Here is a 24,941-nt window from a genome sequence, read left to right as displayed (position 1 = left end):
AATGGCCCTCATCCAACGCATGCTGGACTGGTTGGAATGGCCCCCGGCGCCCGCTGTGCCAGCGCCCGTGCCAGCACCACCGGAATGGCCAGCGTCTGCACCGCCCGCACCTGAGCCGGGGCCGCCGCCACCGCATTGGCACCACCCGCAGGCCAACCGCCGCGTGCAGCTCCAAGGCACCGAGGTGGCCTATGTGCTGCACCGGGCGCAGCGGCGCAGCATAGGTTTTACGGTCGGGGCCGAGGGGTTGACAGTGCGTGCGCCTGCCCGTGCCACGCTGGCCACAGTCGATGCCGCCTTGCAGCACAAAGCCGCCTGGATACTGCGCAAGCTCCACGAGGTGCGCGAGCGCCAGCAGCGCCAGGAACAAGCGCGCATCGTCTGGGGTGATGGCGCCGTGCTGCCCTACCTGGGCGCCCCGCTGCGGCTGGTACTGGCTCCGGCGGCCAGGGTGCCACCGCCCGACCACAGCCTGCCCAGCGCGCCCTTGCACCACATCCCCGGCGACCCGCACCTGGCAACGCCAGCCGCACTGCCCCTGAACCTGCCCGCCCACGCCAGCCCGGAGCAGATTCGCGCCGCTGTGCAGGCCTGGCTGATGCGCCAGGCGCGGGCGCACTTCACCGCGCGGCTAGACCACTTTGCCCCGCTGCTGGGCGTGCGCTGGAGCCGCCTGCGCCTGTCCAGCGCCCAGACCCGCTGGGGCAGCGCCAAGGCCGATGGCTCCATCGCCCTGAACTGGCGCCTGCTGCACCACGCCCCCGCCGTCATCGACTACGTGGTGGCGCACGAGCTGGCCCACCTGCGCGTGATGGACCACAGCCCGCGCTTCTGGAGCACTCTGGCCACTGTGGTGCCCGACCACGCTGCGCTGCGCCGCCGCCTGCGCGACGAGAGCGTGCCGCGCTGGGATTGATGCTATCAAATAAATAGCTTGTAGCGCACTGTGTACGGGGCCTGGAGGGTGATTTGACCTGTTTATGGGGTGGCGGCCCTGCTTGCGCCCTCCCTGCTTCGCCATACAGTGCCCGCCGGGGAATGCACCGCGCTGCGCCACAATGGCCAGCTGCCGTGCCGGGGCGCTGCTGCCGCCAGTGCCAGTGCCTGGTGATGGCGTTCTGTTCCGTTTGTGCCAGCCGTTTTTGGAGCCACCCGCCGCCATGATTCCCCTGCAACTCTTCGACCCCGCCTCCAGCACCTACACCTATGTGCTGCACGACCCGGCCACGCGCGAGGCCCTCATCATCGACCCGGTGGACGCCCAGCTCGAACGCGATCTGGCCGCACTGCAAGCGCGTGGCCTGACGCTGCGCTGGGCGCTGGAAACCCACGCCCACGCCGACCACATCACCAGCGCCGGTCTGCTGGCCGAGCACACCGGCGCGCGCACCGCCGCCCCGGCGGGCTGCGGCATCGGCACCGCCGCCGTGCAGTTGCAGCATGGCGACGTGCTGGAGTTTGGTGCCGAGCGCCTGCGCGCGCTGCATACGCCGGGCCACACGGTGGGCAGCATGTCGTATGTCTGGCGCGAGCATGTGTTCACGGGCGATGCGCTGCTCATCAACGGCTGCGGGCGCACCGACTTCCAGTCGGGCGATGCGCACGCGCTCTACCGCAGCATCACCGAAGTGCTGTTTGCGCTGCCCGACTCCACCACCGTCTGGCCCGGCCACGACTACCAGGGCCGCAGCCACTCCACCATCGCCGCTGAAAAAGTGGGCAATGCGCGCGTGGCAGGCCGCAGCGAGGCCGAGTTCGTCCTGTTGATGCAAGGGCTGCACCTGCCGCGCCCGCAGCGCATGGACGAGGCCGTGCCTGCCAACCTGCAATCGGGCCTGCGCCACGATGCCGGTGCGGCGCTGTTGCAGGCCCCGCGCGCAGCCGAGGGCTATGCGGGCGATGTCTCGCCGCAACTGGCTTGGCAATGGGTGCAAAGCGGCGATGCCGTGCTGGTGGACGTGCGCACTGACGCCGAGCGCGAATGGGTGGGGCAGGTGCCCGGCGCCGCCGCCGTGGCCTGGAAGCAGTGGCCCGGCATGGCCATGAACCCCGACTTTGATGCGCAACTGCGCGCCGCCGTGCCTGCGGGGGCCCAGGTGCTGCTGCTGTGCCGCAGCGGCGTGCGCTCGATTGCCGCCGCCCGCCGCGCCACCGAGCTGGGCCTGATGGCCTACAACGTACTCGAAGGCTTCGAGGGCGACCCCGACAGCCAGGCCCAGCGCGGCCACCGGGGTGGCTGGCGCTTTCACGGCCTGCCCTGGCGGCAGGGCTGAGGCAGCGAGGGGTGAGGGCGAGGGGGCCGTGCGCTGCACGCCCTCTGCGTTCGGGCTGTGCTGGCGGCACCTGCAACGCGGGGCACAGGCGAAAAAAAAACGGACTGACACAGTCCGTTTGAGAGGGGGGCGGAGCTTACAGCGCCGGAATGCGCAGCTTCTGGCCGGGGTAGATTTTGTCGGGGTGGGTGAGCATGGGCTTGTTGGCCTCGAAGATCACGGGGTATTTGTTGGCATCGCCGTAAAACTTCTTGGCAATGGCCGACAGCGTATCGCCGCGCACCACGTCATGGAACTGCGCCTGCGGCTCGGGGTGGGTCACGCTCATGAGGTTCTCGACGCTGGTCACGCTGGCGACGTTGCCGCAGCACAGGGTGACTTTTTCTTTGGCCGCCTGCGTTGGGGCATCACCCTGCACAGTGACTTTGCCCTGGGTGGCGTCGTAGGCCACCTGCACGTTGCTCACGCCCAGATTTTGCGAGGCGATGTAGGCCGTAATGGCCTGCGCGGCTTTGGCATTGAGCTCGTCCTGGGACGGCGCAGCAGGCGTGGCCGCCTGGGCTTCTTTGCCGCCAAACAATTTTTCGCCCGCATCCTTGATGAAACTGAACAGACCCATGTCAAACCTCCTCGGATTGATGAAACAAGAGCGGCCACTGTAGCGGCAAAACACGGCAGTCCCGTGTCGGACGGCGGCGCGTGCTTCGGTGGCTACCCTGGCGGCGTTGGCCTGGGCGCAACGCGGGTGGCTCCATGCCCCCGGCAAAACTCGTGATAATCCGCCGCATGACATTTTTGGCCATCGACGTCGGCAATACCCGCCTCAAGTGGGCCCTGTACGAGGCGCCCCGTCCGGGCGCGGCCTTGCTGGCGCAGGGCGCTGAGTTTCTGGATCACGTAGACCGCTTGGCCGAGGGCGGGTGGGCGCAGTTGCCTGCCCCCACGCGCATGTTGGGTTGCGTGGTGGCGGGCGATGCGATCAAGCGCCGCGTCGAAGAGCAGATGGAGCTGTGGGATGTGTCGGCCCAATGGGTGGTGTCGTCGGCGCAAGAGGCAGGTCTGACCAACGGCTACGACCACCCGGCGCGCCTGGGCTGCGACCGCTGGGTGGCCATGATCGGCGCACGCCAGCGCCTGCTGGCCCACGGGCCTGCGCGGCCTTTGGTGGTGGTGATGGTGGGCACGGCGGTGACGGTGGAGGCCATAGACACCGAGGGGCGCTTTCTGGGCGGGCTGATTCTGCCCGGCCACGGCATCATGCTGCGCGCGCTGGAGTCGGGTACGGCGGGCCTGCATGTGCCCACCGGCGAGGTGCGCCCCTTTCCCACCAACACCAGTGATGCCCTCACCAGCGGCGGCACCTACGCCATTGCCGGGGCCGTGGAGCGCATGGTGCAGCACGTGATACAGCACTGCGGCGCCGAGCCCGCCTGCATGATGACCGGAGGAGCAGGGTGGAAGATGGCGCCCAGCATGGGCCGCCACTTCGAGCTGGTAGACAACCTGATCTTTGATGGCCTGCTGGAGATCGCTGCACGGCGTTTTGTGGTCTGAGCCCGCGCGGGTGGGCGGCGCAGGGCGTCAGTCTTCCAGTTCGGTACGGGCCAAATCCACGTCCAGGTGCTCCATGGCGTCTTGCGGCTCGCTGGCGGCTGCTTGTTCATACAGCGCAGTGGCCTCCTGCATCCGGGCATCGCCTTCAAGCATCACCATGGCATTGGCGTATTCGATGCGGGCAATGGCCGAGTCCGGGTTGAGCACCAGTGCCGTCTGAAACAGCTTGAGCCCGGTGTCCTTGCGTGCGCCGTAGGTCATGCCACCAATCAGTGCGCCGACTTTGTCGATCACTTCGGCATGGAATGCCCCCAGGGCAATGTGTGCATCGGCATGTGCGGGGGCCAGCGCAATGGTTCGCTCCAGGGCGTCCTTGACCTTGCTGCCCAGGCCTTGTGCCAGCGCCTTGGCTACGCTGATGCCCTGGCTGTAGCGGCCCAGTGCGTAGGCGTGCCAGTACCAGGCGTTGGCGTTCCTGGGCTCGCGGGCGGCCTGTGCAGCCGCGCGCTCGGCCACCTGCAAGAACAGGTCGAGGCGGGTTTTTTCCTTTTTTTCCAGGTAGTTGGCATGGATGGCGGTGGCCTTGTTGGCCACGGTAATGCCTGCGCCACCGGCGGCCAGGCCGGCTTCTGTCGCTTGCTGGAATTGGCCGTTATGGAACAAGACCCAGGCTTGGAGCACCGCGCCATCCTGGGGCACAGGCTCGGCATCGCCAGCGTGCAGGCGGGGCCACTTCTTTTTGAGGCTGGCGCGGTCGTATCGGTAGTGACCCGCGTGCGGGAAGGGGGGCCATGTCGCCATGTGGGCAGTCTCCTGTAATGGGGCGGGCAAGTGGTCGGGGTGGCGCACTGCCATCAGTCGTCTGTGGGCTGGTAGGCGCTGGCCAACGCCAGCAGATGGGCGCGCTGGCCCGATTCCAGGTACGGCATGAGCAGGTTCAGCACATGGTGGGCGCCGCGCAGCAGGGCGGCCTGTACGCTTTCGGGCTCCAGTGCGCGGCGCGGGTCGCGCACATATTCGAAGCTGAGCCAGTAGGTCAGCACCACCACCATGCTGGTGGCAACGGGCTTGACTTCGCGCGCGTCAATATGCATGGCGCCCGTGCGCTCCAGGGCATTGAGCAAGCCATGCACGGCTTGCACTTTGTTGTGGAGCACGCTCTGGAAGTGCGTCTCCAGGTGCCGGTTTTTGGACAGCAGGTCGTTGAGGTCGCGGTACAGGAACCGGTATTGCCATATCAGCTCGAACAGTGTGTGCATGAAGAACCAGGCATCTTCGACGTGGCGCACGCTGTGGCTGGCGCCCAGCAGTTCGGTCAGCGCCTGTTCATAGCGGTCGAACAGTGCATTGATGATTTCATCTTTGGCCGGGTAGTGGTAGTAAAGGTTGCCGGGGCTGATGCGCAATTCAGCCGATATCAACGTGGTCGATACGTTGGGTTCGCCAAACCGGTTGAACAAGTCCAGCGTGACCTCCAGTATGCGTTCAGCGGTGCGGCGGGACGCTTTTTTCACCATGGGCAAACCTCTTGCGACGGGCTGGGTGTGTCAGGCCATCCGTTCCTGATGTGTCCGCAAAGCGGGCTTGTGCAGCTACTCTAACCCAGGCATTTGGAGTGCAGCGCGTGCTGCAATGCACCATTAGAGTGCGCTCTCCAAAGCCAAGTGGCTGCCGCGCATCAAGCGGGCAGCCACTGGCAAGAAAAGGCGCTGTGCGGTCAGGCTGTGGGCGGGGTGTTGTCGGGGGATGCCGCCACAGCGCCTGGTGTGGCCTTGGTGCGTGCAGCACGCTTGGGTGCTGCGCGTTTGGCGAGCGCAGGCGGGATCGCCACAGGTTCGGCCACAGCCGCTACGGCGGCTGCCGTTGCGGCTGCTTTTTGGGGGGCGGCCCGCTTTGCCGCTGTGGGCGCTGGGGTTGTGGGCGCCGCCACTGGGCTGGCAGCGCGCCGACTGGCCACAGTGCCTGCGGCTTTGCGGGGCGTGCGGGTGGGGCCGGGCGCTGCCTGGGGCGGCAGGCCCAGGGCATCGATGCGGGCATGCAGCGCCTCAATGTCGCGCGCAGAGGGCACGCCCAGCTTGGCCAGCGCTTTGACCACGCGGTCTTCGAAAATATTTTCCAGCTTGTCCCAGCGGCCTGCTGCCCGGGCGCCAATGTCATTGGCCATGCCCGAAACGCGCTCGCTGGCCTCCGAGAGCTTGTCCTCTGCCGCCGTCTGGGTCTTGCGCTGCATGTTCATGCCCTCCTTCACCAGGGCCTCGAAGACTTTGCCACCTTCTTCCTGAGCCTTGGCGAACGCGCCCAGGCCTGCCAACCAGATTTGCTGCGCCGAGTCCTTCACGGTGCTGGCGAGTACGCTGCTGGACTTTTTCTTGTCATTGCTGAGTTTTTGCAGTTTTTTGACCATGGCGGCCTCCTGGAGAAAAGGGTGGAAAAGCGTGCCGTAGCACACAGCCTTGGCATACGCAGCCACTGTACGCGCGTGGAAGGTTGGCGTGTAGGCGTGCGCTTCTAAATTCTCAGGGGCAGGCCGCCCCATCGACGAACACCTTGAGTTCGCGGTGTCCAAAGGCGTGCCAGGTCTCGTTGCTGGTCAGTGGGGCGGTGACGATGACGGCGACTTTGTCGTTGGGCGCGGTCTGGGTGGCAAAGTCCACGCGCACATCTTCATCGGCCAACTGCGCTTCGGCAAAGGGGTAGCGGCGCTCAATGTAGTAGAGCTGGGTGGACGCGTGCGCCCACAGCGCTTGACCGTTGGAGAGCAAAAAGTTGAAGGTGCCGTGCGGTGCGATGCGCGCGGCCAGTTCGCGCAGGGTAATGGTCAGTTCGGCCACGCTGGGCACATCGGCGTGGGACTTGGCCAGCTCTTGCATGATCCAGCAAAAGGCGTGTTCGCTGTCGGTGGCGCCCACGGGGTGGAAGTGGCCGTGCAGCCGGGGGCGAAAGTCTTTCAGGTCGCCGTTGTGCGCAAACACCCAGTACCGGCCCCACAGCTCGCGCACAAACGGGTGGCAGTTTTGCAGGCTGACGGCACCCTGCGTGGCTTTGCGGATGTGGGCGATGACGTTGCGGCTCTGGATGGGATAGCGGCGGATCAGGTCGGCCACGGGCGAGTCGATGGCGCGCTGGTGGTCGACAAAATGGCGCACGCCCTTGTCCTCAAAGAACGCAATGCCCCAGCCGTCGCAGTGGTCGCCCGTATTGCCCGCGCGCTGGGCAAAGCCCGTGAAACTGAAGGTCACGTCGGTGGGGGTGTTGCAGTTCATTCCAAGCAGTTGGCACATGGCAGGGCGGTAGCCTCCAGGGTAGGTTCAAAGAGTGGGTTGTTGCGGTGGTGGGGGCGGTGTGCGCAGTTGCCAGGCCGCTACCAATGCCAGCACGCACAGGCCGCTGAGCATGAGAAAAGTTTCGCCAAAAGCGGCCATGCGGTCGCTGCCCTGGGCGCTGGCCTGTAGCGAGGCACCGTGCGCCGACAGCCGCCATTCCAGCACGATGCCGCACAGGCTGACCCCGGCGGCACCCCCCAGCATGCGCACAAAGCTGATGGCACTGGAGCCTTGCGAGATCAGCGATTTGTCCAGCGGACGCATGGCGCCCAGGTTCAGCGACGGCAGGATGAAGCCCAGGCCGATGCGCCCCAGAATGGTGAAGGCCACCAGAATCCACAGCGCCGAGTCCAGCCGCATCAGCACCATCAGCCCGAATGACAAGGCCAGCAATGCCAGCCCGGTCATCACCAGCCAGTGCGTGGGCTGGCGGTCGGCCATGCGGCCTACCAGGGGAATGGTCAGGCCCAGCACCAGTCCGGCGGGGAGCATGATGGCGCCCACATGCGAGGGCGACAGGTGCAGGCCCAGTTGCATGAACACCGGCAGCAGGTAGGTGGAGCCAAACAGCGCCGTGCCGTAGATAAACGCCACCACGCTGCCCATGGCGAACTGGCGGTAGCTGAAGATGCGCAAATCCATCAGGGGCTGGCCGCCCTGGGCGGTTTGCCGGCGTTGCCACCAGATAAACACCCCGAATGCCAGCAGCGCCACTGCCAGCAGGCTGCCTGCCTGGCCACCCGGGCCGTTGTGCAGGGCCACCAGCCCGTTGAGCAGGCACAACGTGCCCAGGGCCCCCAGCAGCAGGCCGCGCCAGTCCAGCGCAGCGCTGTCGCGGTTGGCGCGCGAGCCGCCGGGGCCGGTGATGGGCACGAACTTATAGGCCAGCCACAGCGAGGCCAGGCACAGTGGCACCACCATGAAGAAAATCGACCGCCAGCCCCACCAGTCCACCAAAATGCCGCCCACACTGGGGCCAATGGCGGGTGCCAGCACCACGCCCATGCCAAAAATGCCGCTGGCACGCCCCTGCTCATGGGGCAAAAAAGCGTACAGGATGATGACGGCAGGGATGGGTTGCACCACGCCCGCCGCCAGGCCCTCGATGACGCGCGCGGCCAGCACCAGGTTGTAGTCGCTGGCCACGCCGCCGACCACGCCACCCACCAGCAACAGCAATACTGCGCCCACGTAGGTGGCCCGGTAGCCATACCGTGCCAGCAGCCACGGTGTGGTGAGCATGGCCACTGCCGTGGCCACCATGAACCCGGAAGTGACCCACTGTGCCCGTTCCTGCCCCAGCGCAAAGTGCGCGCTCATGTCGGGGATGGCGACGTTCACCACCGTGGACGACATGATGGAGGCCATGGTGCCCACCATCACAGACAGCAGCAGCAGCCAGCGGTAGCGTTCGCCGTAGCGCGCCTTCAGCGCGGCTGCGGAGCCGGATTCGGTCATGTTGGAATGTGGGAGAAAAAAAGCATCATAAGCGCGGCCCTGGAGGCGTGGCGCTCGGGGCGGCGTCTGGCGCGGGGCGTGCGCAGACCGGGCAGATGCAGCGCTGGCCCCGCTCGGCAGCCGGTATCTTGGCCAGTGCCGCAGGCGTTACGGGTGTGCGCATGCACCAGCATTCTTCAGGCGGGCGGCCTTGCGCTGGCGCGCATTGGTTGGGCTGGTGGCACAGCGGGCACTGCTGGGCCCAGGCTGCTGTGGCTGCCTTGGTGGGGGCGTCGGTGCTCATGGGGTTTTGCTGTCGGCCTGGCGCAGCGCCAGGGCCGTGTCGTACAGCGCATTGCGGGGCGCGCCGGTGATGTCGGCGGTCAGGCGCACGGCGGTTTTCAGGGGCAGCTCTTGCAGCAGCAGCTGCAGCACGCGCAGGCTGTCGCTGGCGTTCTCAGGGGGCGGGGCGGGGTGCAGCAGCACCACGAATTCGCCGCGCGCGCGCTGGGCGCCGCCGTCCAGCCAGGCGCTCAGGCTGTGGGCAGGTTGCGTGGTGATTTCTTCAAACTGCTTGGTCAACTCGCGCGCCAGCGTCACCGGGCGCTCGCCCAGTACGGCCAGGGCCTGCGCCAATTCGGTGATGCGGTGGGGGGCCTCCAGCAGCACCACGCAGCGCGGCTCGGCGGCCAGGTGCTGCACGGCGCTGGCGCGTTCGGCCTGTTTGACGGGCAAGAAGCCGGCAAAGACAAAGCCGCTGTCGGCGCCGCCGCTGGCCACGGCACCGGCCACGCTCAGTGCAGCGGTGATGCTGCTGGCCCCGGGCAGTGGCACCACCCGCAGGCCCGCTGCGCGCACAGCAAAGGCCAGGCGTGCGCCGGGGTCGCTGATGCCGGGCGTGCCCGCGTCGCTCACAAAAGCCACGCGCTGGCCCGCTTGCAGGCGCGCCACCACGGTCTGGGCGGCTTCCTGTTCGTTGTGCTGGTGCAGCGCCAGCAGTTGCGCGCCGCTTTTGTCGATGCCGTAGGCGCGCAGCAGGCTTTGCGTGTGGCGCGTGTCCTCGCAGGCCAGGGTGTCGGCCAGTTGCAGCACGTGCAGGGCGCGCAAGGTGATGTCGGCCAGGTTGCCGATAGGCGTGGCCACCACGTACAGGGCGCCTTGCGGATAATGCTGCGCAGCCGCCGCTTCGCGCGCGGCACCCAGGGCTGAAGCGAAAGATGCGCTCAATGGATTTCCTCGGTAAAAAAACCACCAGCACGACTGCGGCGGCAACCACCCGGCAGCGGGGCAACGCGGCTGAAGATGTGGCGCTGGCCCATTTGCAGGCGGCAGGCCTGCGCCTGGTGGAGCGCAATTATCGAACGCCTGGGCGCGGCGGTGGCGAGATCGATCTGATTGTGCGTGAGCCCGACGGTACGCTGGTGTTTGTGGAGGTGCGCAGCCGCGCCAGCCGCGCCTTTGGTGGCGCTGGGGCCAGCATCAGCGCGGCCAAGCAGCGGCGCATTGTGTTTGCCGCGCGCCACTACCTGATGCGCCTGGGGGCGCCGCCGCCGTGCCGTTTTGATGCCGTGCTGATCGATGGCCAGAGTGTGCAGTGGCTGCGCGCTGCCTTTGATGCCCAATAAGCCGCCAGCGCCCGTGCAGTGGGCGCTACCTGCTACTAAATTTGTAACACTACAGACCGTTATCATTGCCACCACCCATGCTAGAGCAACGCATCCAACAGCACTTCATCGACAGCGCCGACCTGAAATACCAGGCCGCGCAGGCCCTTGGCAAACCTATCGCCGATGCGGTGCAGGCCGTACTGGCCTGCATTACCAGTGGCGGCAAGATTCTGGCTTGCGGCAACGGCCCGTCTGTGGCGCATGCACAGCAGTTTGCGGCTTTCTGCGTCGGTGGGTTTGAGCGCGAACGCCCCGAGCTGGCTGCCGTGGCGCTGTCTTCGGATACGGCGCTGGCCATGGCCGTGGCCGGCCATGGCGATATCGGCCAGCAGTTTGCCCGCCAGGTGCGCGCGCTGGGGCAGGCGGGTGATTTGCTGCTGGCGCTGTGCGTGAGCGGCAACGATGCCAATGTGATCGCTGCCGTCCACGCTGCGCACGAGCGCGACATGACCGTGGTCGTTATCAGCGGGCGCAGTGGCGGCGCGTTGGCCTCGGTGCTGCGTGAAACCGATGTGCTCATGTGCGTGCCCCACGACCGCGCCGCGCGCGTGCGCGAAGTCCATGCGCTGGTGTTGCACTGTCTGTGCGACGGCGTGGATGCGCAATTGTTTGGTGAACAGGAGATTCCGTGATGAAAACACTTTGCACCACCCGCCGCCCGCTGATGGCGCTGCTGGCGGCCACCGCCTTGACCACCGCGCTGGCCGGTTGCGCCCCGGTGGTGCTGGGCGGCGTCGCCGTGGGCGGCATGATGGCCGTAGACCGGCGCACCACAGGCACCCAGGTCGAAGACGAGCGCATCGAGTTGCAGGCCGTCAACCGCATCCACGGCCAGTACGCTGACCGGGTTCACGTCAACATCACCAGCTACAACCGCCAGGTGCTGCTGACCGGCGAGGCGTCCACCGCCGAGCAGGTGCAGGCCATCGAGAAAATGGTGCGCGGCCTGGAGGGCGTCCATTCGGTGGTCAACGAGCTGGCGGCGCTGCCCGCTTCCTCCCTGGTCACGCGCTCGGGCGATACCTTCATCACCGGCAAGGTGCGCGCCAGTCTGGTGGACGCCAAAGACCTGACTGCGGGCGCCTTCAAGGTCGTGACCGAGCGCAACGTGGTCTATCTGATGGGCCGTGTCACGCAGCGCGAAGCCCAGCGCGCCAGCGACATTGCCCGGGGCGTGAACGGTGTCAGCAAGGTCGTGCGGGTTTTTGAGTACCTGACCGAAGACGAACTGGTGCGGCTGAGCACCCCCCGCCCGGCCCCCGTCACCACCGACAAGGCGCCGTCGTCCCGCAACGAGCCCTGATAGCGCCGCAGGGCTGCTGGCGCTGCGCCGCAGGTCAGCCCAGGCGCTTGATCAGGCTGGAGGTGTCCCAGCGGCACCCGCCCATTTGTTGCACGTCGCCATAAAACTGATCGACCAGGGCCGTGACGGGCAGGCGCGCACCGTTGCGCTGGGCCTCGGCCAGCACCAGACCCAGGTCTTTGCGCATCCAGTCCACGGCAAAGCCGAAGTCGAATTTGCCCTCGGCCATGGTTTTGCCCCGGTTGTCCAGTTGCCAGCTTTGCGCGGCGCCTTTGCCGATCACGTCCAGCACCTGGTTCATGTCCAGCCCGGCACGTTGGCCAAACGCCACCGCCTCGGCCAGACCCTGCACCAGCCCGGCGATGCAAATCTGGTTGACCATCTTGGTCAGCTGCCCGGCACCCGAATCGCCCAGGCGGGTGAAGGCGCGCGAGAAGGCCATGGCCACCGGTTGCACGGCATCGAATGCCGCTTGGTCGCCGCCGCACATCACCGTGAGCAAACCGTTTTGCGCCCCGGCCTGGCCACCCGAGACGGGCGCGTCGATGAATTGCAGCCCCAGCGTGCGCGCGGCGCCGTAGAGTTCGCGCGCCACTTCGGCAGAGGCCGTGGTGTGGTCGATGAAAATCGCGCCCGGCTCCATGCCGGCAAAGGCACCATCGGCCCCCAGCGTGACCGAGCGCAGGTCATCGTCGTTGCCCACGCAGCAAAACACCAGATCAGCGCCCTGGGCGGCCAGGCGCGGCGTTGAGGCATGTTTTTGGCCTCCAAGGCTTTCGTACTCTGCGCACCATGCTATGGATTTTGCAGTGGTGCGGTTGTACACCGTGACCTGGTGGCCTGCCAGCGCCAGGTGCGCAGCCATGGGGTAGCCCATGACGCCCAGGCCCAGAAAGGCGACCTTGCGGGCAGGGGTGGCGGTGTAAGAGCGGGGTGCGGTGCTGGGCATGGTGCGGTCGTGGGTTCGGTACAGAAAAAAGGGGGCCGGGTGCGGTTCAGACAATCGCGAAATGCTCGGTGCCCGCAGACAGGTCGGTTTCGCGCGCGCGCTGGCTGCTGAGCTTGATCTGCAAGCGCAAATCGTTCACTGAATCGGCATTGCGCAGTGCGTCTTCATAGCTGATGACGTTGGCCTCGAACAGGTCAAACAGCGCCTGGTCAAAGGTCTGCATGCCCAGGTTGCGGCTTTTTTTCATGATCTCCTTGATCTCGGAGACTTCGCCTTTGAAGATCAGGTCGGTGATCAGGGGCGTGTTGAGCATGATCTCCACCGCCGCTGCGCGCCCTTTGCCGTCTTGCTTGGGCAGCAGGCGCTGCGAAATCATGGCGCGCAGGTTCAGCGACAAGTCCATGAGCAACTGTGCCCGGCGCTCTTCGGGGAAGAAGTTGATTACCCGGTCCAGCGCCTGGTTGGCGCTGTTGGCGTGCAGCGTGGCCATGCACAGGTGGCCGGTTTCCGAGAACGCGATGGCGTGCTCCATGGTCTCGCGGTCGCGGATTTCGCCCATCAGGATCACGTCGGGCGCCTGGCGCAGCGTGTTCTTCAGGGCCGCTTCCCAGCTGTCGGTGTCCAGGCCGACCTCGCGCTGCGTGACCACGCAGTTCTTGTGCGGGTGGACGAATTCGACCGGGTCTTCCACGGTGATGATGTGGCCGAACGAGTTTTCGTTGCGCCAGTCCACCATGGCCGCCAGCGTGGTGGATTTACCCGAGCCCGTGGCGCCCACCAGAATGCACAGGCCGCGCTTGGCCATGGTCACTTCCTTGAGCACCTGCGGCATGCCCAGGCCATCGATGGTGGGCAGCGTCAGGGGGATGGTACGCAAGACCATGCCGACACGGCCTTGCTGCACAAAAGCGTTGACCCGAAAGCGCCCGATGCCCGAGGGCGAGATGGCGAAGTTGCATTCTTTGGTGCGTTCGAACTCGGCGGCCTGCTTGTCGCTCATGATGGAGCGTGCCAGCGTCAGCGTGTGGTTGGGCGAGAGCGGTTGGGGCGACACCTTGGTAACAGCACCATCGACCTTGATGGCCGGTGGAAAGTCGGCGGTGACGAACAGGTCGCTGCCATTGCGACTGACCATCAGCCTGAGCAGATCGTTGATGAATTTACTGGCCTGATCGCGTTCCATCAGATTTCCTCCCGCAGACTGGCATCGGTGTGCCAGTGTTTATTTTTGGTTTTCGCTCAGCCGAGCGCTGACGGCACGCAGCCGCAGCGAGAGTTTGCGCGCCAGCAGCGCCACCAAGGCAGCAGCCAACTGCGGGTCTTTGAGCATCATGTCGTCGAGTGCCTGGGCGGTGAGGACGGCAATCTCGCATTCCGTCATCGTGGTGCATGCGGAAAAGCGGATGCCGCTGTCGAGCAGCGACATCTCGCCAATCAGGTCGCCGGGCCGGGTTTGCGCCAGCAGCAGTTTCTCGCCCCAGGGCTGGATGCGGTTGACGGCCATGGTGCCCGAGAGCAGAAAGAACATGAAGTCGCCATACTCGTCCTGGCGCACCACATCGCGATCGGCGGCAATCTGGGCAAAATCCATGAACGGCGCCATGCGCGCCACCAGATCGCCTGGCAGTTGCGCCATGAATTTGTTTTTGGCGCACTGCTCCTGTAGGAGCTTGCCGCCGCGGCTGGCGGACATGCGCTTGGCATCGATTTCCACCGCCCGCGCTTCCCACGGGGCGATGGTGTTGCCATCCTGTTCATGTTCGGTCATGGCCGCAGAAAAGAACACCGAATCCTGGGAATCGGTGTGGGCATGGCCTCCGTGGGCGTCCGATGTGGCCGAACGCCATTTGTCCAGAATGCTCTTCATGGCAAAACTCCTGCTGCCGCTGCACTGCAAGCGGCTAATGTCATGGTCAAAGGCTGGTCAGCCGGGAAAGTTGTCGGGGATTTTGGCCTTGCTGCGCGCTTCAGCCGGGCTGATGATGTTGCGGCGCACCAAGTCTGTGAGGTTCTGGTCCAGGGTCTGCATGCCCATGCTGCTGCTGGTCTGGATGGTGGAGTACATCTGCGCCACCTTGGCCTCGCGGATCAGGTTGCGGATGGCGCTGGTGCCCAGCATGATCTCGTGGGCGGCCACGCGGCCCGAGCCGTCTTTGAGCTTGCACAGCGTCTGCGAGATCACCGCTTGCAGCGATTCGGACAGCATGGCGCGCACCATTTCTTTTTCGTCGGCGGGGAACACGTCAATGATCCGGTCGATGGTCTTGGCCGCGCTGGACGTGTGCAGCGTGCCAAACACCAGGTGACCGGTTTCCGCAGCGGTCATGGCCAGGCGGATGGTTTCCAGGTCGCGCATTTCGCCCACCAGAATGGCGTCTGGGTCTTCGCGCAGCGCGGACTTCAGGGCAGCGGCGAACGACAACGTCATCGGCCCCACTTCGCGCTGGTTGATCAGGCACTTCTTGGATTCGTGGACGAACTCTATCGGATCTTCCACGGTGAGGATGTGGCCGTACTCGGTTTCGTTGAGGTAGTTGACCATGGCCGCCAGCGTGGTCGATTTGCCCGAACCCGTGGGGCCCGTGACCAGCACCAGGCCGCGCGGTTTCAGGGCCAGATCGCCAAAAATCTTGGGGCAGTTGAGCTGTTCCAGCGTGAGGATTTTGCTGGGAATGGTACGGAACACGGCGGCTGCGCCCCGGTTCTGGTTGAAGGCGTTGACACGAAAGCGCGCCAGGCCCTCAATCTCGAAAGAGAAGTCCACCTCCAGAAACTCCTCGTAGGCTTTGCGCTGCGAGTCGCTCATGATGTCGTACACCATGCCATGCACCGTTTTGTGGTCCAGCGCATCGACGTTGATGCGGCGCACATCGCCATGAACCCGGATCATTGGTGGCAACCCTGCGGACAGGTGCAAATCGGAAGCTTTGTTCTTGACGCTGAATGCCAGCAGCTGGGTGATGTCCACGGATTCCTCTGTCGTTTGGTACGCTCGGCGGCCATTATGACCACGATTTTCAACAACCTCCAACAGGTTCATGCACGCATAGAGCGTGCCTGTATCGCCGCTGATCGCCCCGTAAGTGCGGTGGCTTTACTGGCGGTTTCCAAGACTTTTGGCCCCGAGGCGGTGCGCGATGCCGCGCTGGCCGGTCAGCGCGCGTTTGGTGAAAACTACATCCAGGAGGCCGTGGAAAAAATGGCGCTGCTGCGCGCCGATCCGGCACTGCCTGTGTTGCAGTGGCACTGCATCGGCCCCATCCAGAGCAACAAGACGCGCCTGGTGGCCGAGCACTTTGACTGGGCGCACACGGTAGACCGCGCCAAGATCGCCCAGCGCCTGTCCGAGCAGCGGCCTGCGCACTTGGCACCGCTGCAAGTGTGCATACAGGTCAATGTCGATGGCGGCGTGGCCAAGTCGGGCGTGGCGCCTGAAGAGGCGCTGGCGCTGGCCCGCGCGGTGGTGCAGTGCCCGCGCTTGCTGTTGCGTGGGTTGATGGCCATCCCCGAGCCTGCGCCGGACTTTGCCGCGCAGCTGGCCGTTCATTTGCGTGCCAAGGCGTTGTTTGACCAGATTCAGGCTGCGCTGGGCGACAGTGCGCCTGCCTGGGACACGTTGTCGCTGGGCATGACCGCCGACCTGGAGGCGGCCATCGCCGCTGGCAGCACCCTGGTGCGCGTGGGCAGCGGCATTTTTGGTGGCCGCCACTACCCGGCTGCCTGACGCTGTACGCTGCTTTTTTGAGGTCAAATCGGCCTCAAAGCCTTGCGTGGTGCGCGCTACCAGCTATCAAAAGAAGAGTATTTTCGAGGCGCCGTGCCACCCCGCAGCGCGGGGGGGTGCCGTGGGATGCGCTCGGCGCAGGCTTGCCCGCGTATTCAGGCGGCGGGCGCAAAGCGCAGCACGCCCTCGCTGTCGGTGTGGCGCTGGAGCTGCCCGGCGTGCCACAGCAGGTGCAGGTGGGCCAGGGCCTCACCCATGGCAAAGGTGCTTTGGTGGGCATCCAGTGCGCGCGTGAACAGCAGCGGCAGGATGTCGGCGGCCGATTGCGGCGCCCGCTGGCATGCGGCCAGCACGGTGTGCAGGTGGCTGGCGTGGTGCGCCTGCAATTGGTTCAGGCGCTGGTGCAGCCCCCGAAAAGGCCGTCCGTGCGAGGGCAACACCAGCGTGTCTGAGGGCAGGGCGCGCATGCGCTCCAGCGAGGCCAGAAACAGCCGCAGCGGGTCGGCGTCGGGCTCGCTGGCATAGACGCTGACATTGGTGGAAATGCGCGGCAGCACCATGTCGCCGCTGATCAGCACGCCCAGGTCGGGGCAGTGCAGCGCGATGTGTTCGGGCGCATGGCCGTAGCCGCTGAGGCAGTGCCAGTGGTGCGCGCCGATGCGCAGGCGGTCGCCATCGAGCAGGCGGTGGAAGTGATCGGGCACGCTGGGCACCAGCGATGGGTAGTAGCGGCTGCGGCCCCGCACGTGGGCCAGAAAGTCGGGGTCGCGCAGGCCGTGCGCGGCGTAAAAGTCGGTGGCGCTCTCGCTGTGCAGACCCGGGCCGGCGTGGCAGGCCAGCCGTGCGGTGTAGTAATCGGTGGCGCTGATCCACAGCGGCGCCTGCCAGCGCTGGACAGCCAGTGCGCCAGCCCGATGTGGTCGGGGTGCATGTGCGTGACGATGACGCGCAGAACCGGCAGCCCTTCGAGCTGGGTGGCAAAAATCGCTTCCCACTGCGCGCGTGCCGCCTCGGTGGCCACGCAGCAATCGACCACCGTCCAGCCCTCGACCATGCCGCCGGGGCCGGGCTGGCGGTCGCGCAGCAGCCACAGGTTGATGTGGTCCAGCGCAAACGGCAAGCCCATGCGCAGCCAGCGCACGCCGGGGGCCACTTCCAGGGCGGTGCCCGGCGCTGGCAGGGCGTCTGCCCAGGGGTAGAGGAGCTGGCTTTCGAGGGTGTTCATGGGCGTGGCGGTATGGGGTAGGATTGACGTAAACGTCAATAACGGGCCGCATTGTAGGCAGCCACCAGGCACAGGGCCTGTCATCTGCGCGTCCCGGGGTTGCAGCACTTACCGCACCACATGGCCACCACCTACACCATCAGCGACCTCGCCAAAGAGTTTGACCTCACCACCCGCGCGATGCGGTTTTATGAGGACATGGGCCTGCTCCAGCCCGAGCGCACCGGCCCCGGCGGGCGCAACCGCACCTACAGCGCGCGCGACCGCACCCGGCTCAAGCTGACGCTGCGCGCCAAGCGCTTGGGCCTGTCCTTGACCGAGGCCAAAGACATCATCGACATCTACGACAGCCCGCGTGACACGGGCGTGCAGCTGCACAAGTTTTTGTCGGTGCTGGCCGGGCACCGCTTGCAGCTGGAAGACCAGATGGCCGATTTGCAGGCCACGCTGGACGAAATCAAAGAGCACGAAAAAGAAGCCCGCACCCTGCTGGCCAAGATGGAAAAAAAGAAGTAATAATTGGCTATGACGTTTACGTAAACGTAAATTAAAAATACCATCGGAGACCACATGAGCACATCCCGCCTGGAGCCCCGCAACCCGCAATACGCCCAGCGTGTGCATGAGAGCTTTGCCCTGCAAGGCATCATGCAGACCCTGGGCGCACGCCTGGGCCTGGTGGCGCCGGGCAGCGTGGACATTGCGCTGGACTGGGCACCCGGCCTCACGCAGCAGCACGGCTTTTTGCATGCGGGCGTGGTGTCGGCAGCGCTGGATTCGGCCTGCGGCTATGCCGCCTTCACGCTGATGCCCGCTGATGCCGAAGTGCTGACCATCGAGTTCAAGATCAATCTGCTGGCCCCTGCGCGCGGCGAGTGTTTTCGCATGGAAGGCCGGGTGCTCAAGCCAGGTCGCACCGTGACCGTCTGCGAGGGCCGCGCCTATGCGCTGCATGGCGGCACCGAAAAACTGGTCGCCACCATGGGCTGCACGTTGATGGCCATCACGGGCCGCGAAGACGTGCGCACCTGACACGCGCCCGCCCCGCCTTTTCTTCTTTTTCTTTCCCACAAGCACCCCAGGAGACAAACCCCATGAGCATTCCCGGCAACATCCCCGGCCTGAACTTCCAGTTGGGCGAAGACATCGACGCCCTGCGCGACGCCGTGCGCGAATTTGCGCAGGCTGAAATCGCCCCGCGCGCCGCTGAAATCGACCACTCTGACCAGTTCCCCATGGACTTGTGGCGCAAGATGGGCGATCTGGGCGTACTGGGCATTACCGTGCCCGAAGAACATGGCGGCGCCAACATGGGCTACCTGGCGCACATGGTGGCCATGGAAGAAATCTCGCGCGCCAGCGCCTCGGTGGGCCTGTCTTACGGCGCGCACTCCAACCTGTGCGTCAACCAGATCAACCGCAACGGCAACGCCGAGCAAAAAGCCAAATACCTGCCCAAGCTCATCAGCGGCGAACACGTGGGCGCCCTGGCCATGAGCGAGCCCGGCGCGGGTTCGGACGTCATCAGCATGAAGCTCAAGGCCGAGGACAAGGGCGGCTACTACCTGCTCAACGGCTCCAAGATGTGGATCACCAACGGCCCCGACGCCGACACCCTGGTGGTGTATGCCAAGACCGAGCCCGAGCTGGGCGCGCGCGGTGTCACCGCCTTCCTGATCGAAAAGGGCATGAAGGGCTTTTCGATTGCGCAAAAGCTCGACAAGCTGGGCATGCGCGGCAGCCACACCGGCGAGCTGGTGTTCCAGGACGTGGAAGTGCCCGCGCAGAACATTCTGGGCGGCCTCAACATGGGCGCCAAGGTGCTGATGAGCGGCCTGGACTACGAACGCGCCGTGCTCACCGGCGGCCCGCTGGGCATCATGCAGGCCGTGATGGACAACGTGGTGCCCTACATCCATGACCGCAAGCAGTTTGGCCAGAGCATTGGCGAGTTCCAGCTCATCCAGGGCAAGGTGGCTGACATGTACACGCTGCTGCAAGCGGGCCGCTCGTTCGCTTATACCGTGGCCAAGAACCTCGATATGCTGGGCACCGACCATGTCCGCCAAGTGCGCAAGGACTGTGCCAGCGTCATCCTGTGGTGTGCCGAACAAGCCACCAAAATGGCGGGCGACGGCATCCAGATTTTTGGCGGCAACGGCTACATCAACGAGTACCCCTTGGGCCGTTTGTGGCGCGATGCCAAGCTGTATGAAATCGGTGCCGGCACCAGCGAAATCCGCCGCATGCTGATTGGCCGCGAGCTGTTCGCTGAAACCTGTTGAAACCCTTGACCACCCTGAAAGAACCCTGACCATGCCCGCTACCTCCATCGAAGAGCTGTTTGTCCACAACCGTGCCTGGGCTGCGCAGATGGAGCGTGAGCGACCGGGGTTCTTTACCGGCTTGATGGCGCAGCAAAAACCCCGCTATATGTGGATTGGCTGCTCCGACAGCCGCGTGCCTGCCAACCAGATCACCGGGCTGGAGCCGGGCGAGGTGTTCGTCCACCGCAACGTGGCCAACGTGGTGGTGCCCACCGACCTCAACTGCCTCTCTACCGTGCAGTACGCGGTCGATCAGCTGCACGTGGAGCACCTGATGGTGGTGGGCCACTACGGCTGCGGCGGCGTGCTGGCGGCGCTGCAAGACATCCGCGTCGGGCTGGCCGACAACTGGATTCGCCACGTCAAGGATGTGCGCGACAAACACCGTGAATTGCTGGCCGCCCTGGCCCCCGAGTGGCGCCACGACGCGCTGTGCGAGCTGAATGCCATCGAGCAGGTGATGAACATTGCCCAGACCACCGTGCTGCAAGACGCCTGGACGCGCGGAGAAAAAGTCACCCTGCACGGCTGGTGCTATGGCCTGAAAGACGGGCTCATCAACAACCTGCACATGTCCATCGACAGCAACGAGGGGCTGGATGCGAAGTACCGCGCTGCCGTGGCGGGCGTGGCCGCTGCGCGCCGCTGAAGGCGCCAGCGCACCAGCCTTGGCACTGGCGGTTTCACACCAGCTTGGCCCATGTTTCCCCAGCGCCTGGACTCTCCCCACGCCTATGCCATTGCCAAGGCGATGATGGACGGCTTCAACCGCCATTACCGCCTGTTCCGTGCCGAATCGGCCCGCGCCAAGCACCGTTTTGAAACCGCTGACTGGCACGGCCAGCAGCGTGCCCAGCGCGAGCGCATCGAGTTCTACGACCTGCGCGTCAAGGAATGCACGATGCGGCTGGAGAAAGAGTTCCAGGCCGGTGCGCAGCCCATGGACGTGTGGCACCAGATCAAGCTGCACTACATCGGGCTGCTGGTCAACCACCACCAGCCCGAGCTGGCCGAGACTTTTTTCAACTCGGTGACCACCAAAATCCTGCACCGCACGCATTTCCACAACGACTTCATCTTTGTGCGCCCCGCCGTCAGCACGGAGTACATCGAGAACGAGGAAACCGCCCGCCCCACCTACTGGGCCTATTACCCCTCGCGCGAGACCCTGCGCGAGACCCTGACCCAGCTCATCCACAACTTCCGCCTCCAGCGCGAGTTTGCCGACCTGCCCGGCGATGTGGCCCAGGTGCTGGCCGCGCTGCAAGAGCGGTTGCAGCAGGCTCAGCTGCGCGCCAACTTCCAGATCCAGGTGCTCTCGGGCCTGTTCTTCCGCAACAAGGGCGCTTACGTGGTGGGCAAAGTCATCAACGGCTTTACCGAGCTGCCGTTTGCGCTGCCCATACTGCACGACGAAGCGGGGCGGCTCACCATCGATGCGGCCCTGTTCGGCGAGGACGACCTGCAAATGCTGTTTGCCTTTGCGCGGGCCTCGTTCATGGTGGACATGGAGATTCCGTCGGCCTACGTGCAGTTTCTGCGCAGCCTCATGCCGCGCAAGCCCCGGGCCGAGCTGTACAACGCGCTGGGCCTGGCCAAGCAGGGCAAGACGCTGTTTTACCGCGACTTTCTCTACCACCTGCGCCACAGCACCGACCAGTTGCGCATCGCGCCCGGCATCAAGGGCATGGTCATGCTGGTGTTTGATCTGCCCAGCTTTCCCTACGTGTTCAAGCTCATCAAGGACTACTACCCGCCACCCAAGGAAACCACGCGCGAGCAGGTCAAGGGCAAGTACCTGCTGGTCAAGCAGCACGACCGCGTGGGCCGCATGGCCGACACCCTTGAATACAGCCTGGTGGCCTTTCCTCGCCAGCGTTTTTCAGACGAGCTGATTGCCGAGATCCAGAAGTTCGCGCCCAGCCAGATCGAGATCAGCGACCGCGATGGCGATGGCCAGCAGGAAGTCATCATCCAGCACCTCTACATCGAGCGGCGCCTGATCCCGCTGAACATGCACCTGCAAGAGGCCCTGGAGGCCGGTGCGCGCCAGCAGATCGAGCACAGCGTGATCGAGTACGGCAACGCCATCAAAGACCTGGTGGCCGCCAACATCTTTCCCGGCGACATGCTCTGGAAAAACTTTGGCGTCACGCGCGACGGCAAGGTCGTGTTCTACGACTACGACGAGATCGAATACCTCACCGACTGCCACTTCCGGCGCGTGCCCCAGCCGCGCACCGAAGAAGAGGAAATGAGCGGCGAGATCTGGTACACGGTGCGCCCGCACGACGTGTTTCCCGAAACCTTTGCGCCTTTTCTGCTGGGCAACGACGCCGTGCGCGAGGTGTTCATGCAGCACCACGCCGACTTGCTGGGCGTGGAGTTCTGGCAGTCGCACAAGGAGCGCATTCTGGCGGGCCATGTGTACGACGTTTTTCCCTACGACACCCGCCGCCGCTTTACGCACGCAGCAGGTGCCTGACAGGGCCTGGGGCCCGCATTTTTTTCACCACACAGGAGACTTTCATGAGCACATCCACCACCGATCCCATCGTTATTCTGGGCGCCGCACGCACCCCCATGGGCGCCTTCCAGGGCGATTTTTCCAGCCTGGCCGCGCACGACCTGGGCGGCGTGGCCATCCGCGCCGCTGTGGAGCGCGCCGGTGTAGCGCCTGACACCGTGGGCGAAGTGCTGTTTGGCAACTGCCTGATGGCCGGCCAGGGCCAGGCGCCTGCGCGCCAGGCGGCCTTCAAGGGCGGCCTGCCCAAAGAAGCGGGCGCCGTCACGCTGTCCAAGATGTGCGGCTCGGGCATGAAGGCGGCCATGTTCGCCCACGACATGCTGCTGGCCGGTTCGCACGATGTGATGGTGGCCGGTGGCATGGAAAGCATGACCTGCGCCCCCTACCTGCTGCAAAAAGGCCGTGGCGGCTACCGCATCGGCCACGACCGCATCTTTGACCACATGATGCTCGACGGCCTGGAAGACGCCTACGAGCCAGGCCGCTCCATGGGCACCTTTGGCGAAGACTGCGCTGCTAAATACGGCTTCACCCGCGCCCAGCAAGACGCTTTTGCCACCGCCAGCGTGGAGCGCGCCAAGGCCGCCATCGCCTCGGGCGCGTTTGCCGCAGAAATCGCCCCCGTCACCGTCAAGACCCGCGCGGGCGAGACCGTGGTGTCGGTCGATGAAGGCCCGGGCAAGATCAAGCTGGACAAGCTGGCCACGCTCAAGCCCGCCTTCAAAAAGGACGGCACCATCACCGCAGCGTCCAGCTCCAGCATCAACGACGGCGCTGCCGCCCTGGTGCTGGCGCGCCAGTCCACCGCCGACAAGCTGGGCCGCCAGCCGCTGGCCCGCATCGTGGCCCACGCCACGCACGCCCAAGAGCCCGAGTGGTTTGCCACCGCCCCGCTGGGCGCCACGCAAAAAGCCCTGGCCAAAGCGGGCTGGAGCGTGGGCGATGTGGACTTGTGGGAAATCAACGAAGCCTTTGCCGTGGTGCCCATGGCGCTGATGCACGAGTTGAACCTTCCGCACGACAAGGTCAACGTCAACGGCGGCGCCTGCGCGCTGGGCCACCCCATCGGCGCCAGCGGCGCGCGTATTTTGGTCACGCTGATTTACGCCCTGCAAGCGCGCGGCCTGAAGAAGGGGCTGGCCACGCTGTGCATCGGCGGCGGCGAAGCCACGGCCATGGCCATCGAGCTGCTGTGAACTCCTGAATTCATAGCTGCTCGCGCTCACCAGCAAAGCGCCAGAGCCTGTTTGGGCTTGAAATAACAGGCCGGGTTTCTCACCAGGCCAGCACCGGCGGTGCTGGCCTTTTGCGCAGTGCCCGCCACCCCCTACAACGGAGACTCCCCCCATGCTGCTCACCCAAGACCAGGAAATGATCCGCGACGCCGTGCGCGACTTTGCCCAGCAAGAGCTGTGGCCCCACGCTGCGCGCTGGGACAAAGAACACCACTTTCCCAAAGACGCCCACCAGGGCCTGGCCGCGCTGGGCGCCTACGGCATCTGCGTGCCCGAAGAATTTGGCGGCGCCCACCTCGATTACGTCACCCTGGCGCTGGTGCTGGAAGAGATTGCCGCGGGCGACGGCGGCACCAGCACGGCCATTTCCGTCACCAACTGCCCCGTCAACGCCATCCTCATGCGCTACGGCAACGCCCAGCAAAAGCGCGACTGGCTCACGCCCCTGGCGCGCGGCGAGATGCTGGGCGCGTTCTGCCTGACCGAGCCGCATGTGGGCAGTGATGCCTCGGCGCTGCGCACCACGGCGGTGAAAGAGGGCGACGAGTACGTCATCAACGGCGTCAAGCAGTTCATCACCAGCGGCAAGAACGGCCATGTGGCCATCGTCATTGCCGTGACCGACAAGGGCGCGGGCAAGCGCGGCATGAGCGCCTTTCTGGTGCCCACCAACACCCCCGGTTACGTTGTGGCGCGGCTGGAAGACAAGCTGGGCCAGCACAGCAGCGACACCGCGCAGATCAACTTCGACCACTGCCGCATCCCCGCCGAGAACCTCATCGGTGCCGAGGGCGAGGGCTACAAGATTGCGCTGGGCGCGCTCGAAGGCGGGCGCATCGGCATTGCCGCGCAAAGCGTGGGCATGGCGCGCAGCGCGTTCGAGGCCGCACTGGCCTACTCCAAAGAGCGCGAGAGCTTTGGCACCGCCATCTTCAACCACCAGGCCGTGGGTTTCCGGCTGGCCGACTGTGCCACGCAGCTCGAAGCCGCACGCCAGCTCATCTGGCATGCCGCCGCGCTGCGCGATGCAGGCCGCCCCTGCCTGAAAGAAGCCGCCATGGCCAAGCTGTTTGCCAGCGAAATGGCCGAAAAAGTGTGCAGCGCCGCCATCCAGACGCTGGGCGGCTACGGCGTGGTGAACGACTTTCCGGTCGAGCGCATCTACCGCGACGTGCGCGTCTGCCAAATTTACGAAGGCACCAGCGACGTGCAGAAAATCATCATCCAGCGCGCGCTGGCCTGAGAATGCTCCTGATTCGATAGCTGCTAGCGCTCAGCGCGTAAGGGCTGGAAGTCGATTTGGGGGATTGCTAAATAGGTATCTCAATAGCCTGATTCCACAGTCGTTCGCTGACAAGCGCGCCCGTCTGGGGCTGTAGTTGGGCCCCAAACTTGCG

The 24,941-nt window shown here is 65.3% G+C and carries 26 protein-coding genes and 2 pseudogenes; 15 read left to right on the top strand and 13 right to left on the bottom strand.

The window, feature by feature from the left end:
* Nucleotide 1 precedes the first annotated feature (1 nt).
* The 3 genes and pseudogenes from EV674_RS12395 (at nucleotide 2) to EV674_RS17805 (ending at nucleotide 2,273) form a co-directional block, all read left to right on the top strand.
* Entirely contained in the window at nucleotides 2–916 is a 915-nt protein-coding gene (locus EV674_RS12395) for a M48 family metallopeptidase (RefSeq protein ID WP_119013650.1), read from the top strand.
* A 244-nt stretch (nucleotides 917–1,160) separates the two neighbouring features.
* Nucleotides 1,161–1,841, top strand: a pseudogene (locus EV674_RS17810) (MBL fold metallo-hydrolase); the annotation flags it as partial.
* A gap of 18 nt (nucleotides 1,842–1,859) precedes the next feature.
* Nucleotides 1,860–2,273, top strand: coding sequence for a rhodanese-like domain-containing protein (locus EV674_RS17805; protein ID WP_374761685.1), 414 nt, complete (start codon nucleotides 1,860–1,862; stop codon nucleotides 2,271–2,273).
* Nucleotides 2,274–2,409: 136 nt separating this feature from the next.
* On the opposite strand, the gene lysM is transcribed toward EV674_RS17805, so the two are convergent.
* On the bottom strand, nucleotides 2,410–2,892 hold the full coding sequence (gene lysM / locus EV674_RS12385; RefSeq protein WP_119013651.1) for a peptidoglycan-binding protein LysM: 483 nt from the start codon (nucleotides 2,890–2,892) through the stop codon (nucleotides 2,410–2,412).
* Between the two features lie 167 nt (nucleotides 2,893–3,059).
* On the opposite strand from lysM, the gene EV674_RS12380 reads away from it, so the two are divergent.
* A complete protein-coding gene (locus EV674_RS12380) occupies nucleotides 3,060–3,827 on the top strand; it encodes a type III pantothenate kinase (protein ID WP_119013652.1) in 768 nt (255 codons plus the stop codon).
* A 27-nt stretch (nucleotides 3,828–3,854) separates the two neighbouring features.
* On the opposite strand, the gene EV674_RS12375 is transcribed toward EV674_RS12380, so the two are convergent.
* From EV674_RS12375 to rsmI, 7 genes are all read right to left on the bottom strand, one after another.
* Nucleotides 3,855–4,628, bottom strand: a complete 774-nt coding sequence (locus tag EV674_RS12375; protein ID WP_119013653.1) for a tetratricopeptide repeat protein — start codon at nucleotides 4,626–4,628, stop codon at nucleotides 3,855–3,857.
* Nucleotides 4,629–4,681: 53 nt separating this feature from the next.
* A complete protein-coding gene (locus tag EV674_RS12370; protein ID WP_119013654.1) occupies nucleotides 4,682–5,344 on the bottom strand; it encodes a TetR/AcrR family transcriptional regulator in 663 nt (220 codons plus the stop codon).
* A gap of 200 nt (nucleotides 5,345–5,544) precedes the next feature.
* Nucleotides 5,545–6,231, bottom strand: coding sequence for a phasin family protein (locus EV674_RS12365; RefSeq protein ID WP_119013685.1), 687 nt, complete (start codon nucleotides 6,229–6,231; stop codon nucleotides 5,545–5,547).
* 112 nt (nucleotides 6,232–6,343) lie between these two features.
* Entirely contained in the window at nucleotides 6,344–7,108 is a 765-nt protein-coding gene (locus EV674_RS12360) for a class II glutamine amidotransferase (protein ID WP_119013655.1), read from the bottom strand.
* A gap of 27 nt (nucleotides 7,109–7,135) precedes the next feature.
* Nucleotides 7,136–8,608 carry a DHA2 family efflux MFS transporter permease subunit gene (locus EV674_RS12355; protein ID WP_119013656.1) on the bottom strand — a complete coding sequence of 491 codons (1,473 nt, stop codon included), beginning with the start codon at nucleotides 8,606–8,608 and terminating at the stop codon, nucleotides 7,136–7,138.
* 25 nt (nucleotides 8,609–8,633) lie between these two features.
* Entirely contained in the window at nucleotides 8,634–8,891 is a 258-nt protein-coding gene (locus tag EV674_RS12350; protein ID WP_119013657.1) for a cysteine-rich CWC family protein, read from the bottom strand.
* On the bottom strand, nucleotides 8,888–9,814 hold the full coding sequence (gene rsmI, locus EV674_RS12345) for a 16S rRNA (cytidine(1402)-2'-O)-methyltransferase (protein WP_119013658.1): 927 nt from the start codon (nucleotides 9,812–9,814) through the stop codon (nucleotides 8,888–8,890). The genes EV674_RS12350 and rsmI overlap by 4 nt, the downstream gene beginning before the upstream one ends.
* On the opposite strand from rsmI, the gene EV674_RS12340 reads away from it, so the two are divergent.
* From EV674_RS12340 to EV674_RS12330, 3 genes are all read left to right on the top strand, one after another.
* On the top strand, nucleotides 9,814–10,212 hold the full coding sequence (locus EV674_RS12340) for a YraN family protein (RefSeq protein WP_119013659.1): 399 nt from the start codon (nucleotides 9,814–9,816) through the stop codon (nucleotides 10,210–10,212). The genes rsmI and EV674_RS12340 overlap by 1 nt on opposite strands.
* A gap of 77 nt (nucleotides 10,213–10,289) precedes the next feature.
* Nucleotides 10,290–10,886: an SIS domain-containing protein gene (locus EV674_RS12335; RefSeq protein ID WP_119013660.1), complete on the top strand. Its 597-nt coding sequence runs from the start codon at nucleotides 10,290–10,292 to the stop codon at nucleotides 10,884–10,886.
* The gene (locus tag EV674_RS12330) at nucleotides 10,886–11,557 is read left to right on the top strand and encodes a BON domain-containing protein (protein ID WP_119013661.1); all 672 of its coding nucleotides are present in this window, start codon (nucleotides 10,886–10,888) and stop codon (nucleotides 11,555–11,557) included. Before EV674_RS12335 ends, EV674_RS12330 begins: the two co-directional genes overlap by 1 nt.
* 34 nt (nucleotides 11,558–11,591) lie before the next feature.
* Here the strand turns inward: EV674_RS12330 and EV674_RS12325 are convergent, their stop codons facing one another.
* From EV674_RS12325 to EV674_RS12310, 4 genes are read right to left on the bottom strand one after another with little or no spacing between them, the layout of a single operon-like run.
* Nucleotides 11,592–12,506: an NAD(P)-dependent oxidoreductase gene (locus EV674_RS12325; protein WP_119013662.1), complete on the bottom strand. Its 915-nt coding sequence runs from the start codon at nucleotides 12,504–12,506 to the stop codon at nucleotides 11,592–11,594.
* A gap of 46 nt (nucleotides 12,507–12,552) precedes the next feature.
* A complete protein-coding gene (locus EV674_RS12320) occupies nucleotides 12,553–13,689 on the bottom strand; it encodes a PilT/PilU family type 4a pilus ATPase (protein ID WP_119013663.1) in 1,137 nt (378 codons plus the stop codon).
* 39 nt (nucleotides 13,690–13,728) lie between these two features.
* On the bottom strand, nucleotides 13,729–14,373 hold the full coding sequence (locus EV674_RS12315; RefSeq protein ID WP_241524962.1) for a cyclic nucleotide-binding domain-containing protein: 645 nt from the start codon (nucleotides 14,371–14,373) through the stop codon (nucleotides 13,729–13,731).
* A 57-nt stretch (nucleotides 14,374–14,430) separates the two neighbouring features.
* A complete protein-coding gene (locus EV674_RS12310) occupies nucleotides 14,431–15,474 on the bottom strand; it encodes a type IV pilus twitching motility protein PilT (RefSeq protein WP_119013664.1) in 1,044 nt (347 codons plus the stop codon).
* A 36-nt stretch (nucleotides 15,475–15,510) separates the two neighbouring features.
* On the opposite strand from EV674_RS12310, the gene EV674_RS12305 reads away from it, so the two are divergent.
* Complete coding sequence (locus EV674_RS12305; RefSeq protein ID WP_119013665.1) at nucleotides 15,511–16,230, top strand: YggS family pyridoxal phosphate-dependent enzyme; 720 nt, start codon at nucleotides 15,511–15,513, stop codon at nucleotides 16,228–16,230.
* A gap of 155 nt (nucleotides 16,231–16,385) precedes the next feature.
* Here the strand turns inward: EV674_RS12305 and EV674_RS12300 are convergent.
* Nucleotides 16,386–17,455: pseudogene (locus EV674_RS12300) on the bottom strand (MBL fold metallo-hydrolase).
* A gap of 120 nt (nucleotides 17,456–17,575) precedes the next feature.
* On the opposite strand from EV674_RS12300, the gene EV674_RS12295 reads away from it, so the two are divergent.
* The 7 genes from EV674_RS12295 (at nucleotide 17,576) to EV674_RS12265 (ending at nucleotide 24,787) form a co-directional block, all read left to right on the top strand.
* Nucleotides 17,576–17,971 (top strand): MerR family transcriptional regulator, encoded by a 396-nt coding sequence (locus EV674_RS12295; RefSeq protein ID WP_119013666.1) that lies wholly within the window; start codon nucleotides 17,576–17,578, stop codon nucleotides 17,969–17,971.
* A 54-nt stretch (nucleotides 17,972–18,025) separates the two neighbouring features.
* Complete coding sequence (locus tag EV674_RS12290; RefSeq protein ID WP_119013667.1) at nucleotides 18,026–18,487, top strand: PaaI family thioesterase; 462 nt, start codon at nucleotides 18,026–18,028, stop codon at nucleotides 18,485–18,487.
* A gap of 62 nt (nucleotides 18,488–18,549) precedes the next feature.
* Nucleotides 18,550–19,740 carry an isovaleryl-CoA dehydrogenase gene (locus EV674_RS12285; RefSeq protein ID WP_119013668.1) on the top strand — a complete coding sequence of 397 codons (1,191 nt, stop codon included), beginning with the start codon at nucleotides 18,550–18,552 and terminating at the stop codon, nucleotides 19,738–19,740.
* A gap of 31 nt (nucleotides 19,741–19,771) precedes the next feature.
* Complete coding sequence (gene can, locus EV674_RS12280; protein ID WP_119013669.1) at nucleotides 19,772–20,431, top strand: carbonate dehydratase; 660 nt, start codon at nucleotides 19,772–19,774, stop codon at nucleotides 20,429–20,431.
* Between the two features lie 51 nt (nucleotides 20,432–20,482).
* The gene (gene aceK / locus EV674_RS12275; protein ID WP_119013670.1) at nucleotides 20,483–22,267 is read left to right on the top strand and encodes a bifunctional isocitrate dehydrogenase kinase/phosphatase; all 1,785 of its coding nucleotides are present in this window, start codon (nucleotides 20,483–20,485) and stop codon (nucleotides 22,265–22,267) included.
* A gap of 44 nt (nucleotides 22,268–22,311) precedes the next feature.
* Nucleotides 22,312–23,505 carry an acetyl-CoA C-acyltransferase gene (locus tag EV674_RS12270; RefSeq protein ID WP_119013671.1) on the top strand — a complete coding sequence of 398 codons (1,194 nt, stop codon included), beginning with the start codon at nucleotides 22,312–22,314 and terminating at the stop codon, nucleotides 23,503–23,505.
* 151 nt (nucleotides 23,506–23,656) lie between these two features.
* Nucleotides 23,657–24,787, top strand: coding sequence for an acyl-CoA dehydrogenase family protein (locus tag EV674_RS12265; protein ID WP_119013672.1), 1,131 nt, complete (start codon nucleotides 23,657–23,659; stop codon nucleotides 24,785–24,787).
* The last annotated feature ends 154 nt before the right edge of the window (nucleotides 24,788–24,941 follow it).

This window comes from Simplicispira metamorpha (assembly GCF_004341365.1).
Taxonomy (GTDB): domain Bacteria; phylum Pseudomonadota; class Gammaproteobacteria; order Burkholderiales; family Burkholderiaceae_C; genus Simplicispira; species Simplicispira metamorpha.
Note: the sequence above shows the minus strand (reverse complement) of the source record. Positions and strands in the feature narration are given on the sequence as shown.